This is a genomic window from Flavobacterium weaverense, from assembly GCF_003688495.1.
GTDB lineage: Bacteria > Bacteroidota > Bacteroidia > Flavobacteriales > Flavobacteriaceae > Flavobacterium > Flavobacterium weaverense.
Window position 1 is genome coordinate 755,273 of sequence record NZ_REFH01000007.1, and the last position, 11,974, is coordinate 767,246.

14 protein-coding genes are annotated in these 11,974 nt (G+C 32.0%); 5 read left to right on the forward strand and 9 right to left on the reverse strand.

From position 1 onward, the window contains the following. Window positions 1–40: 40 nt before the first annotated feature. Window positions 41–1,165 carry an SRPBCC family protein gene (locus tag BC961_RS03365; protein WP_121924425.1) on the reverse strand — a complete coding sequence of 375 codons (1,125 nt, stop codon included), beginning with the start codon at window positions 1,163–1,165 and terminating at the stop codon, window positions 41–43. A 574-nt stretch (window positions 1,166–1,739) separates the two neighbouring features. Between BC961_RS03365 and BC961_RS03375 the strand changes: the two genes are divergently transcribed. Beyond that, complete coding sequence (locus tag BC961_RS03375) at window positions 1,740–2,123, forward strand: pyrophosphohydrolase domain-containing protein (protein ID WP_121924427.1); 384 nt, start codon at window positions 1,740–1,742, stop codon at window positions 2,121–2,123. 104 nt (window positions 2,124–2,227) lie between these two features. On the opposite strand, the gene BC961_RS03380 is transcribed toward BC961_RS03375, so the two are convergent. Then, window positions 2,228–3,295, reverse strand: a complete 1,068-nt coding sequence (locus tag BC961_RS03380; protein ID WP_121924428.1) for a branched-chain amino acid aminotransferase — start codon at window positions 3,293–3,295, stop codon at window positions 2,228–2,230. Between the two features lie 298 nt (window positions 3,296–3,593). On the opposite strand from BC961_RS03380, the gene mnmD reads away from it, so the two are divergent. Continuing rightward, the gene (gene mnmD, locus BC961_RS03385; protein ID WP_121924429.1) at window positions 3,594–4,256 is read left to right on the forward strand and encodes a tRNA (5-methylaminomethyl-2-thiouridine)(34)-methyltransferase MnmD; all 663 of its coding nucleotides are present in this window, start codon (window positions 3,594–3,596) and stop codon (window positions 4,254–4,256) included. Between the two features lie 160 nt (window positions 4,257–4,416). Beyond that, window positions 4,417–4,614 carry a hypothetical protein gene (locus BC961_RS03390; protein ID WP_121924430.1) on the forward strand — a complete coding sequence of 66 codons (198 nt, stop codon included), beginning with the start codon at window positions 4,417–4,419 and terminating at the stop codon, window positions 4,612–4,614. A 29-nt stretch (window positions 4,615–4,643) separates the two neighbouring features. Here BC961_RS03390 and BC961_RS03395 read toward each other — a convergent pair whose 3' ends face one another. Further along, the gene (locus tag BC961_RS03395) at window positions 4,644–5,585 is read right to left on the reverse strand and encodes a LysR substrate-binding domain-containing protein (protein ID WP_121924431.1); all 942 of its coding nucleotides are present in this window, start codon (window positions 5,583–5,585) and stop codon (window positions 4,644–4,646) included. Between the two features lie 112 nt (window positions 5,586–5,697). Here BC961_RS03395 and BC961_RS03400 point away from each other — a divergent pair, with 112 nt between their 5' ends. Continuing rightward, complete coding sequence (locus BC961_RS03400; protein ID WP_121924432.1) at window positions 5,698–6,177, forward strand: Dps family protein; 480 nt, start codon at window positions 5,698–5,700, stop codon at window positions 6,175–6,177. Between the two features lie 296 nt (window positions 6,178–6,473). Then, the gene (gene can, locus BC961_RS03405) at window positions 6,474–7,115 is read left to right on the forward strand and encodes a carbonate dehydratase (RefSeq protein ID WP_121924433.1); all 642 of its coding nucleotides are present in this window, start codon (window positions 6,474–6,476) and stop codon (window positions 7,113–7,115) included. On the opposite strand, the gene BC961_RS03410 is transcribed toward can, so the two are convergent. From BC961_RS03410 to BC961_RS03435, 6 genes are read right to left on the reverse strand one after another with little or no spacing between them, the layout of a single operon-like run. Further along, window positions 7,112–8,074: a sodium-dependent bicarbonate transport family permease gene (locus tag BC961_RS03410; RefSeq protein WP_121924434.1), complete on the reverse strand. Its 963-nt coding sequence runs from the start codon at window positions 8,072–8,074 to the stop codon at window positions 7,112–7,114. The two genes, can and BC961_RS03410, sit on opposite strands and share 4 nt — an antisense overlap. Window positions 8,075–8,080: 6 nt before the next feature. Beyond that, window positions 8,081–9,040 (reverse strand): L-threonylcarbamoyladenylate synthase, encoded by a 960-nt coding sequence (locus BC961_RS03415; protein ID WP_121924435.1) that lies wholly within the window; start codon window positions 9,038–9,040, stop codon window positions 8,081–8,083. A gap of 4 nt (window positions 9,041–9,044) precedes the next feature. Further along, complete coding sequence (locus BC961_RS03420) at window positions 9,045–9,881, reverse strand: DUF6671 family protein (RefSeq protein ID WP_121924436.1); 837 nt, start codon at window positions 9,879–9,881, stop codon at window positions 9,045–9,047. Then, window positions 9,874–10,161, reverse strand: coding sequence for a hypothetical protein (locus BC961_RS03425; RefSeq protein ID WP_121924437.1), 288 nt, complete (start codon window positions 10,159–10,161; stop codon window positions 9,874–9,876). The genes BC961_RS03420 and BC961_RS03425 overlap by 8 nt, the downstream gene beginning before the upstream one ends. Window positions 10,162–10,196: 35 nt before the next feature. Next, entirely contained in the window at window positions 10,197–10,439 is a 243-nt protein-coding gene (locus BC961_RS03430; RefSeq protein ID WP_121924438.1) for a hypothetical protein, read from the reverse strand. A 16-nt stretch (window positions 10,440–10,455) separates the two neighbouring features. Beyond that, window positions 10,456–11,892 (reverse strand): NADP-dependent isocitrate dehydrogenase, encoded by a 1,437-nt coding sequence (locus tag BC961_RS03435; protein ID WP_121924439.1) that lies wholly within the window; start codon window positions 11,890–11,892, stop codon window positions 10,456–10,458. Between the last annotated feature and the right edge of the window lie 82 nt (window positions 11,893–11,974).

The following is an 11,974-nucleotide window of genomic DNA, read 5'->3' on the forward strand; positions in this document are numbered from 1 at the left end:
AACAAAATTTATGTAAAAGGTTTAATAGGTTTAGAGAAATTTAAAATTCAGATTGCTCTTCCTCCTTATTCGTTGGTACTACTGGTACTTTTACAGGTTCAACTTTTTTAATTTGTGCGGGTACGTAATTAGGAACTACTGCTGCTACTTTCGGCTGTATTGGATAATACATTTCAGTTACCCATTTTGAAGGACTTTTAATATCAGCCTTAGTAACTTTATACACTTGCAGGAATGTAAATGATTGATCTACAAGTATACGGTTTGCATTAATGTAATTTGTCGCTTTGTCAAGTGTTTTTTTACTGTGCGAATAGTCGCCGGTTAAAGTAGTTTTTACTGCTTCAAACTCTTCTATTTTCCCACTCAATATGTCACTTCCTGAACTTGTCAGTATTTGGCTTTTTATTGGTACACAGAAAGATAAACGAGTCAGACCATTTGCTAAATCGTAATTATGATAAATCAAAAACGGTTTTCCATTCAATTCAATATTGTTTGTATTGCAAAAGTGGGTTATTTTCTTAAAAACGATTCTTGAATTTTTATTCACATTTGAGATTTTACTGGTGAACGTTTGCTCTAAGTAAAACGTAGCAGGAAATTTAACTATCCCATCTACTTTTACGTTATAAGTATTAATTTCGTAATCAAGTGTCTTGTCAAGATTAGCTAAACTCTTCTCATACATTTTTCCAAAAATCCTATAGATTCCACCATTAAAAGCAGTGTAAACTTTCATAGAAAAATCCATCTTTCCAGTAGTTTTCCAAGTAACTTTTGTTCCACCTATGGTATCTTTAAAACTCCAAAAAACAGAAGATGAAGTGCCATCGCAATTCATTTTTTGTGAAATACTATCGTTTTCTTTTACAAAAATTGTTTTCACATCACCTGCTCCGTCTTTTCCTTTCCAAGAAAAAGAAGCGCCCGCGCCAATCGTCTTAGCTGGATAATTAATTTTTATTTCAGGATCTTCAGTCATCCAGGAACTAAAATCTTCCCAGTTTCGAAAATCATTTACAAAACTATATACGTTTGATTTGGGGGAATTTATAATTTGACTTCTTTCTACAGTGAAATCTCCTTTTTGGGTGGCTACAAAAATGGACAAAGCAACTACAGTAAGTAGTAGCAAAAGAAACAAATATTTTAAAATCCTCATAGTACGCAGGTTTATTAATTTCGGTAAAGTTAAAGATTTAAATTAGAAGTCATATAAACTGTTAATTTTTTATGCTTGTATTTTTCTGACTAAAAAAGATAAATTGAGCAGGGAAGTGATAAAGAGAAATAGCATCTTATTTAACTAAAGTAAATTGGAATTTAATTAAAATAAATTATTCTCTTTTCTCAAAATTTTCAAACTATTATTTTTGTTATGAAATACTTTCCAGACTTACAGCTCTTAAAATTCACAATAAAAAAGTCCGCTACGCAGCAGACTTTCTGTTTATTAAACTCTAATTTATCTTTTAAAGAAGATTTTTATCAAGAACAATATTCCAATAAAAGCAATAAAACCAAGCAGTATTTTATAACTCCCTTTGTAAAAAATCTTGTGCAAACCTGTATCTTTTCGATAAGCAAATGCTATTCCGATAACAAATACAATAAAAAATAGAACAGCAAATATTAATTGATCCTTACTAAACATAATTAAAATATTTTTAGCAAATTTAGGTATTACTTTAATAATAGTTTACTAATTTGTGTTTTCATTTTATAAATATAAACAGATGCAAAAACAGATTGAGGCAGTCAAAGAATTTCATACTACTTTCAAAATTGACTTTCATGAAAAACCAACCGCAGATTTAGGTGCGAGTAAGCATGAACTTCGCTATAATTTAATGAAAGAAGAAAATGAAGAATACTTAGAAGCAGTTCAAAACAATGACTTGACTGAAATTGCTGATGCATTAGGGGATATGATGTATATACTTTGCGGAACAATTCTAGAGCATGGATTACAAGATAAAATTGAGGCAGTTTTTGATGAAATCCAGCGAAGTAATATGAGTAAACTAGATGAAAATGGAAATCCTATTTATCGTGAAGATGGTAAAGTAATGAAAGGACCGAACTACTTCAAGCCCGACTTTACAAAAATTTTAAAATAAAAAGACTTTTTGTTTCCGTGACTACAAAACAAAAAGGTGTGCAAAATAAAACGCCAATTTTCTTATCGAAAATTGGCGTTTATAACTTCTAATATCTTTATGGATTATACTTTAACAGTCCATCCAAAAGTATCTTCTTCTAACTTGTTTTGAATATTTGTCAGTTTATCTTTTAATTGAATTGCAACCGGTTTTTCAATCTTTGGTAAATCGTAGTACACATCTTGATAGGAGAAACCAGATATTGAACTTACAACTGCAGCAGTTCCAGCACCAAAGATTTCTTTTAAACTTCCGTTTTTAGCAGCTTCTACAAGTTCAGATACTAAAACTGGTCTTACATCTACAACGATATTTTCGCTCTTAGCTAATTCGATAAGTGTTTTTCTAGTCACACCATCTAAAATACGTTCACTTACTGGAGCAGTTAGTAAAGTATCATTTATTCTAAAGAAAACATTCATTGTACCTGCTTCTTCTAATTTTGTATGTGTTGCATCATCAGTCCAAATAACTTGTTGGAAACCTGCTTCATTAGCTAATGTAGTAGGGTAGAACTGAGCAGCATAATTCCCAGCTGCTTTAGCTGCACCGATTCCTCCATTTGCAGCTCTACTGTAATGTTCAGCAATAAGTACTTTTACTTCACCAGAGTAATAAGAAGTTACTGGAGAAAGTATAATCATGAATTTATAATCATCAGATGGATTAGCAATTACGCCATGCCCTGTAGCAATCATAAAAGGTCTAATGTACATTGCATTTCCATTCCCTTTTTTAATCCATGATTCGTCCAGTTGTAACAATTGGTTCAATCCATTCATAAATACATCCTCGGGAACTTCTGGCATTGCCATTCTAACCGCTGATTTGTTAAAACGCTTATAATTTTCATCAGGTCTAAAAAGCCAAACAGCATCATTAGTATCTTTATAAGCTTTCATTCCTTCGAATATTGCCTGACCATAATGAAAAACCCTACTTGATGGGTCTAACAAAAAAGGAGCATAGGGCTTGATGACTGGTTTTTGCCATTCTCCATTTTTAAAATCACATTCAAACATGTGATCTGTAAAAACTGCACCAAAGCTTAAGTGTTCAAAATCTACCTCATTAATTTTTGAAGTAGCAGATTTTAAAATTTCAATTTTGTTAGTTTGAGTTGTACTCATAATAATGTATTGGTTTTTATTTTTATATGTAATCTGGCGATACTTAAAAGAATTTTTTTTTATTAAGTATCCGTTAATTTGTGCAAAATTAGTTAAAATTCAGTAAAGTCCTTGCGAAATTGATATTATTTCTGAGAGATAACTCGCAATTACTTATGCTTTAAAAAATGTGGTAAAATGCCGAGGAATTCTAGTAAATTTGTAATAATTAGTCTGTTTTTAAAAAGGAAACGCTTTTCTTTTTATTAAATTTGACACGATGTTGCTTGACTAAACATCTTAACTTTAGAATATAATTTTGAAAAGAGAAATAATCCAAACGCTTGATGGCTCAACAACCATCCAACTAACAGAATGGGACGAATGCTATCACTCTAAACACGGTGCAATTCAAGAAGCGCAGCATGTCTTTATCAAAAACGGTCTGTCTTTATTTCCAAATAAAGAAATAGCCTTAATGGAAATTGGTTTCGGTACTGGTTTGAATGCTTTTATCACATTTTTAGAATCAAAAAAAAATAATCAAACTGTTGATTACGTAGGAATAGAAGCGTATCCTATATCTGCAAATGAAGTCCTAAACATGAATTATGTAGCTGAACTGGAAGCAGTTGATCAAAGTACCATTTTTGATAAGATGCATGAAAGCAATTGGGAAGAAAAAATAATTTTAGATAATAAATTTTCGCTTACAAAAAGAAAAATGTTTTTTGAAGCAATCGAAGATGAAAATAAATATGACCTGATTTATTTTGACGCTTTTGGATATCGAGTGCAACCTGAGTTATGGAGCACTGAAATATTTAGAAAAATGTATAAGGCGCTCAAGGAAAATGGTGTGCTAGTTACATATGCTGCTAGAGGTGTAGTAAAGAGAAGTATGATTGAGGTAGGTTTTACAGTTGAAAAGCTTGCGGGGCCTCCAGGAAAAAGAGAAATGTTTCGCGCTAGAAAGCTTTAAAATTTTATTATTTTTATTTTGTAAACTCTTTATTTACAATGTTTTATAGTTAGTAAAATAAAAAACCAAAAAGTTCGTTAAATGTTTATACACTATCTTAAAAAGAATGTATTTTTACAACGATTTAGAATTTGAATATAACCAAAATCTGCCTTGAATTATGTCAAAAATAATGTATGATTATACGAAATCAGTTTTAGAAAGAGTAAGTTTTGATGCTAATCTTTTTTGCAAAGAATTAGAAAAAGCAGTTAAAATGTTATTGCCCTACGAAATGGAACAGTTGCGTGAATGGTTAATTAGCTTTACGATGGAAAAACCAGAACTGAAACAATGTTTACTTATTGTAAATTCATAAAAAAAAGGAACCTTTTAAGGTTCCTTTTTTTATTTCTTATGTTTTGAACTTATAATTTGTACGTTTTGGAAAACTATCGCTCCTTTTACAACTCCGGCGATTGTAGTTCGCAATGCTTCAATTATTTGAATTTTTAATTCATTTTTAGGGAAAATCAAACTTACTTCTCTAGCAGGCTTTGGCTCTTTAAAATGACGAAGTTTTAGTTTGTCATTTTCCTTTAAATCTAAAGTATGTAAGTAAGGCAACAGTGTTGTTCCTAAACCTTCATCGGCAAGTTTAATTAAAGTTTCAAAACTACCACTTTCTAACTGGAAGTGTCCTTTATCGCTTCGGGGATTATTTTTACATAAGTTTAAAATTCCGTCACGGAAACAATGTCCATCTTGTAATAACAATATTTCGTCTAAATTCAAATCAGAAATTTCTATCTCTTCTTTCTGGAAATTATGGTGACTTTCTGGAATATAAGCTACAAAAGGCTCATAATACAATACGATCTCCTTTATCTTTTCTTCTAACAATGGCGTTGCAGCAATTGCAGCATCAAGATGACCATTATTAAGTTTTGTAATTATTTCATCCGTATTCAGCTCTTCGATAATAAGCTTCACTTTTGGATATTTTTTAATAAAATTATTCAGAAACATTGGTAATAGAGTAGGCATAATTGTTGGAATAATTCCTAATCTAAATTCTCCACCTATAAAACCTTTCTGCTGCTCTACTATATCTTGGATGCGATCCGCTTCGATAACAATATTTTTGGCTTGATTGACAATTTTCTGTCCAATGTCAGTTAATTGAATTGGTTTCTTAGTTCTATCAAATATCTGAATACTTAATTCTTCTTCAATTTTCTGAATTTGCATACTCAAGGTTGGTTGAGTTACGAAACACTTTTCAGCAGCTAATGTAAAATTTTTATGTTCAGCAACTGCAAGAACATATTTCAATTGAGTAATTGTCATGGTATAGTAATTTCTAATACAAATTTAGTAAAACTATAACTTTATATTATAGTATTTTCGCTAAATTTATGGTAAATTTACTAAAGAATTTAATTACAAAAAAACTTAAAAAATGAAAACTAATATTTTAGGATTACCAATTAAAGAATCAGAATTAATAGTTGCTGAATTAAATGTTTTATTATCAAACTTTCAGGTGTATTATCAGAATTTGAGAGGAATTCATTGGAACATTCGAGGAAAAAGATTTTTTGATTTACATGTTAAATTTGAAGAATTATATACTGATTCGCAAATAAAAATCGATTTAATCGCAGAGCGCGTGTTAACAGTAGGCGGAACTCCACTGCATACTTTTGAGGATTACATTAAAAACAACCAATTAGTTGTAGGTAAAAATATATCTAATGATGAAAAAGCAGTTCATTTGATTGTAACTTCATTGTCTCATTTATTGAAAATTGAGAGAGAGATACTTAATAAATCTGCAGAAATAAATGATGAGGGAACAAATGCTATGATGAGTGATTTTATTTCTGAGCAAGAAAAAACTATTTGGATGATGCAAGCTTGGTTAGAAGAGAGCTTATAGGTTATAGATTATCTTAATGAAGAAAAGCAAAATAGAGTCTTACGATTTTATTTTGCTTTTTTTTGTGCTTTTTTTGAACTGAGTAACAATACAATTGTTCAATAATTTTTACTCGAACATTATACATAGCTGTCTTAAGTCAGCACAATTTATTTTTTTGCATTCGATTAATTTGCAATTTAGATTGTATAAATTCATTTTACGACCAAAAAATATATTTACTTTAGCAAAATAACGCAGCCGTCCTTTTTTTTGAAACTAATTATTAAGGAGTTTGTAAATAAAACTAAATAGTCATGAAAGAATTTTACAAACAAATTTTAGACAATAATAAAAAATGGGTCGAAAGCTCACTAAAAAGTGATCCTAATTATTTTGAAGACCTTGCACAAGGACAAACACCACCATTACTGTGGATAGGCTGTTCAGATAGTAGAGTTCCTGCCAATGAGATTATTGGCGCTAAGCCAGGAGAGGTTTTTGTTCATAGAAATATTGCAAATATGGTAGTTCATACTGATATGAATATGTTGAGCGTTCTTGATTATGCCGTTAACGTTTTAAAAGTAAAACACGTTTTAGTTTGCGGTCATTACGGTTGCGGAGGAATTAAAGCGGCGATGGGAAATGATTCTATTGGTATTATTGATAACTGGATTCGACACATTAAAAATGTATATCGCTTGCATAGCAAATATTTAGATTCGATCGAAGATAAAACAATACGTTTCAATAAGTTTGTTGAAATCAATGTACAAGAGCAAGTCATTGACCTAGCAAAAACATCTATTGTTCAAAATGCTTGGCGAAATGGACAAGGACTTACTTTGCACGGTTGGGTTTATGGTTTGAATTCTGGTTATGTTACTGATCTTGATGTAAACATGAGTAACAATGAAGATCTTGATGATGTATATCAATTAAAATTTTCGGTTTAATATGCCATTATAATTGAGAGATAAATTGGCATTCCTAACGTTATGTTGAAGGGGAATGTTACAGCAAGTGCCATTGGTAGGAATAGTCCAGGATTTGCTTTCGGGACTGCAATTTTCATTGCGGCAGGAACTGCGATATATGATGCGCTTGCGGCGAGAATTGCTAATATAAATCGGTTTCCAATATCGGCAGTAACCCATTGACTTATTAGTGCGACTATTATTCCGTTCACTACTGGTATTGCAATAGCAAACATAACAGCAAACCATCCGCTTTTAATGAAAGCACTTAGTTTTTTTCCACTTGTGATTCCCATGTCTAGAAGAAAAATCGCTAAAAAACCTTTAAATAAATCGGTTGTAAAAGGTTTTATTCCGAGGGCTTGCTCATCACTCGCCACTAATCCTATCACTAAACTTCCTAATATTAAAAGAACACTTCCATTAGTAAAGGAATGTTTAATAATGGATGGTAGTGATGCATTGTTTTCATTATTCTTATCAAAAATTCTAATTAAAATAACACCAACTATAATTGCTGGTGCTTCCATCAAAGCCATTACAGCGACCATATGCCCGCTGAAAGTCATGTTTTGTAATTCTAAAAAACTTGCCGCTGTTACAAATGTTACTGCGCTAACGGAACCGTAAGCAGCTGCTATAGCTCCCGAATCGTAGATATTGAATTTTTTTCGTAGAATGAAGAAAGCGTACATCGGAATTACCAAGGCTATAAAGACACCGAACAATACCGACCAAATAATTTCCATATTGAAATCGCTGTGCGCCAATTCTTGTCCTCCTTTAAAACCGATAGAAAACAGCAGATAAAGCGAAATGAATTTGGATGAGTTTTCTGGGATTTCTAAATCGCTTTTTAATTTTACAGCGAGCACTCCTAATATGAAGAATAGCAAAGCGGGATTAGTAAGATTTTCAAATAGTAAGTCTAGATTCATATTAAATTAGTTTTTAGTGGCACGTTGTAAACGGTCGTTAATTGAATTTCCTAAATTATTTTCAGGGAATTTTTCAGCAATAATTAGGTCTAAATTTTGCTTATCTAATCGATGCATAGCCGCATATAAATTTGACATGGCTACTTTTAGATCACCTTTTTCAGAAAGGATTTCAGTAGAAGAAATTAATGGGTTTAGTACTTGATTATTAAAGAGTAGCAAACCAATTTTCTTGTTTTTGTGATTTTTTAATTCTTTTTCAACTTCCTCGACTAAAATTATTTTGGTTTTAGGCGCGTAGTGTTTTGACAGCATTCCTGGAGCGTCGGGTTTTATTCCATTGTGATTTTGAATCTTAATTTTTCCAACTACCATTTCTATTTCTTCGATGGAGATTGAGCCCAGTCTATATAGGATGGGTTCCTCGTTTTTAAACCCAATAATTGTAGATTCAATTCCGTTTTGACAATTTCCACCATCTAAAACCATGGCTAGAGTTGTAGGAAAATAATCTCCCACATGTTGAGCAGTCGTTGGACTTATCCTTCCAAAAGGGTTTGCACTTGGCGCTGCTAAAGGAAACGGCAGTAATTTTAATAAATCTAAAGTCATTTTGTGATTTGGAACTCGGAATGCTGCGGTATCTTTTCCCGCAGTAACACTATCAGGTATTTCTTTATTCTTTTTTAAAACTAAAGTCAAAGAACCAGGCCAGAAAGCTTCAGCTAATTTTAATGCTTTTTCGGGAATCTCAATCGCAACTTCACTTAATATTTTCTTGTCGTGAATATGAATAATCAAAGGATTATAAAGCGGTCTTTTCTTGGTTTCGAAAATTTTACTTATCGCAACTTCGCTGTAAATATTACCAGCTAAACCATAGACTGTCTCAGTTGGAATTGCAACGAGTTCGTCAGTCTCAAGTAAATATTTGGCTTTGAATAAATCTGTAGAAATTTCTATCATTTGTTTATGGATTACAAAAATCGCAATAGGTAGGATCTTCAAATTGAATGCCTCTAGGAAACATTTTTTCACATTTAAATTCACATTTTTTGCACTGGTATAAATGGCTTAATGTGGAGCGCGTTGGAAAAGAACAATTTTCACACTTTAAACCAGGTTTTACAGCAACAATATCAAATCCAGGAGTTTCACAATTTGGACAACAATTTTTTATTTTAATCAACAGGTTTTCAGCTGCTTTCTGTATAAATTTCATCCTTGTAGGATTAAAAACAGCGCGCATGTCTGTTTCAGCGAATACGGTTTTAAACGCTTTACTTAGTTCTTCGAAATTCTGTATAAGTTCATCGACGGACCTATTGTTTTTAATAATTTGAATCGGATTGTCCTCTGTAGATTTTAAAATAATTCCGTGTGTTGGGAATTGAACTTTTTCAGCAAATGCTTTTAGTTCTAATTCTGAACTGATTAATTTTCCATCAAAATTGGTGTCCATACTGATTTCTCTCGCAATAATTTCGATATCATTTTGGAAATCTTTAAGCATAATTAATTCATCATTCGCTGCTGCGAAAAAAAGACTAGGGTGTGGACCAAAAGATCCTTCTGTTGCTATTATCAAATCACATCCAGTAACTTTATTTGCAAGAATACATTTATTTCTTAAAGTGGTTAGAGCACTGTCTAATCGCGCAATTTCTCCTGAAAAAGTTCCTAAAATATCAGTATCAAATGCATCTGAAGTGAAACAGTGCACTCCTAATTCCGTATTGAAAATAGGAGCGATAACTGATTCTTTATGATGTTTTGTAGCGATTAAAAGTTTTCTTCCTTTAAACATGCGGTTTTTCAAAACTAATTGTGATGGTACTTTTAATAACTAAATTTGATCCTGCTGAGCTAGTATCTTCAATAATTTTTTTAATAGCTTCTTTTGCTTCAAATAGTTCTTGTATTCTTATTTTAGAGTGAGAAAGATCTTTATTAAAGCGAATGTGGTTACTAAAATCCTCTCGGTTGTGGTAATCGATTTTGTAATTGAATAAAGCTGTCATTACGTTTGCTGCTTCTTCATGAGAAAACACACCATCAATTAATTTAAATTCATTTTCGTTTCCCATACTTTTTATTATAAAAATCTATTAAAATATTCTTTTTATTCGATGTGAATCGAAGCTCGCATTCGCACTCCATCTGTTTTAGAATTCAAAAAAGAGCGAATGCTATCTAATGATTTTTGGAGCTTTTTAATTTTATTTTCGCGACTTTTAATATCTTCTTCCTGATCAGATTTACAAATTTTGCTTTCATGAAATTTTATTTTGACTTCAATCATTTTTAAAATTAATGCTACTGCTTCGTTGCTGCTGAATTCGCCTTCAATAAGTTGTATGTCCATCTTAATTAGTTTTAAATTATTGTCCTTGACCTAAAGAATACCCTGATTTCCCATCAAATTCATAGAGATTTTCTGTTTTTATAACATCTACATTCGCTTTTGCAGCATTAAATAGTAAAGCGATTATGTCGCCTTTATCCATTTTACTTTCGCTGTTTGGTTTAAATCTGCAACGCCAGTGATCCGTGCAAAAAGTTTCTTCAAAACCTTCTGGCCATACTTTGATACCGCGATTGGTAATCATTGTAAGATTTGTATTTTCTAAAGTGACGTTTTCAAGCTGCTTAGCAATTTCGTTTGGATTCGTTCCATTCCAGTGCATAAATAAATCTACTCCTACTAGTTGCTTGTTTGCTGCTGGCTTTTTTACATATTTAGGTAGAGTAAGTGCAACGTCTTTCGCAAAAGATACTTGTTTTAGAATTGAAGGATTGCTACCTAAATTTGCAATTACTGCTTGAGCGAATTCTTTAGTTCCCACTTTTTGCTTGCTTACACCTTCTTTGAAAATGTCATAAGTGTGAATTCCATCTTCAATTGTTTTCAACCATGCATTTTGAACTTTTTCAGCTACTTCAGTTTGTCCGATATGATTTAGCATCATTACTGCGCCTTCAAGTAATCCTGATGGATTAGCTAAGTTTTGTCCTGCACGTCTTGGCGCTGAGCCATGAATTGCTTCAAACATCGCGCATTCTTCTCCTATGTTTGCTGATCCAGCTAATCCTACTGATCCAGCAATTTGCGCCGCTATATCTGATAGAACATCTCCGTAAAGGTTTAGAGTTACGATGACATCAAAGATTTCTGGAGTATCCGCCATTTTTGCTGCACCGATATCAATTATCCAGTGTTCATTTTCAATTTCTGGATATTCTAATGCTATCTCGTCAAAAACTTGGTGAAACAATCCGTCTGTTTGTTTCATGATGTTGTCTTTTGTAAAACAAGTCACTTTTTTCCTTCCGTATACTTTAGCGTATTCAAATGCATATCTAACAATTTTTTCACATCCTGGGCGACTTATTAGTTTTAAACATTGAACTACTTCGTCTGTTTGTTGATGCTCAATACCTGCATATAAATCCTCCTCATTTTCGCGGATAATTACAATATCCATTTTAGGATGCTTTGTTTCTACAAAAGGATGTAAACTCATACAAGGTCTTACGTTTGAGTAAAGTCCGAGGAATTTTCTCGTTGTAACATTTAAACTTTTATAGCCGCCTCCTTGTGGCGTAGTAATAGGTGCTTTTAGAAAAATTTTGTTTCTTCGAATGATATCCCAAGATTCAGCTGCAATTCCTGAGCTATTTCCTGATAGATAAACTTTCTCACCAACTTCAATTTCGTCAATCTCAATTTGCGCTCCCGCTGCTTTGATAATTTCTAAAGTTGCATCCATAATCTCTGGACCTATTCCGTCTCCTTTTGCTACTGTAATTCGTGTCATGTTGTTTTTGTTTTACAATTTGATGGGACAAAATTCGAATTATTTATTCATATATTTTTATTTATATTTGTAATGAAATACA

Bases quoted from the DNA above. Each gene is read 5' to 3' on its own strand.
- BC961_RS03365 (WP_121924425.1), bottom strand. From the start codon at position 1,165: ATGAGGATTTTAAAATATTTGTTTCTTTTGCTACTACTTACTGTAGTT.
- BC961_RS03375 (WP_121924427.1), top strand. From the start codon at position 1,740: ATGCAAAAACAGATTGAGGCAGTCAAAGAATTTCATACTACTTTCAAA.
- BC961_RS03380 (WP_121924428.1), bottom strand. From the start codon at position 3,295: ATGAGTACAACTCAAACTAACAAAATTGAAATTTTAAAATCTGCTACT.
- BC961_RS03390 (WP_121924430.1), top strand. From the start codon at position 4,417: ATGTCAAAAATAATGTATGATTATACGAAATCAGTTTTAGAAAGAGTA.
- BC961_RS03395 (WP_121924431.1), bottom strand. From the start codon at position 5,585: ATGACAATTACTCAATTGAAATATGTTCTTGCAGTTGCTGAACATAAA.
- BC961_RS03400 (WP_121924432.1), top strand. From the start codon at position 5,698: ATGAAAACTAATATTTTAGGATTACCAATTAAAGAATCAGAATTAATA.
- can (WP_121924433.1), top strand. From the start codon at position 6,474: ATGAAAGAATTTTACAAACAAATTTTAGACAATAATAAAAAATGGGTC.
- BC961_RS03410 (WP_121924434.1), bottom strand. From the start codon at position 8,074: ATGAATCTAGACTTACTATTTGAAAATCTTACTAATCCCGCTTTGCTA.
- BC961_RS03415 (WP_121924435.1), bottom strand. From the start codon at position 9,040: ATGATAGAAATTTCTACAGATTTATTCAAAGCCAAATATTTACTTGAG.
- BC961_RS03420 (WP_121924436.1), bottom strand. From the start codon at position 9,881: ATGTTTAAAGGAAGAAAACTTTTAATCGCTACAAAACATCATAAAGAA.
- BC961_RS03425 (WP_121924437.1), bottom strand. From the start codon at position 10,161: ATGGGAAACGAAAATGAATTTAAATTAATTGATGGTGTGTTTTCTCAT.
- BC961_RS03430 (WP_121924438.1), bottom strand. From the start codon at position 10,439: ATGGACATACAACTTATTGAAGGCGAATTCAGCAGCAACGAAGCAGTA.
- BC961_RS03435 (WP_121924439.1), bottom strand. From the start codon at position 11,892: ATGACACGAATTACAGTAGCAAAAGGAGACGGAATAGGTCCAGAGATT.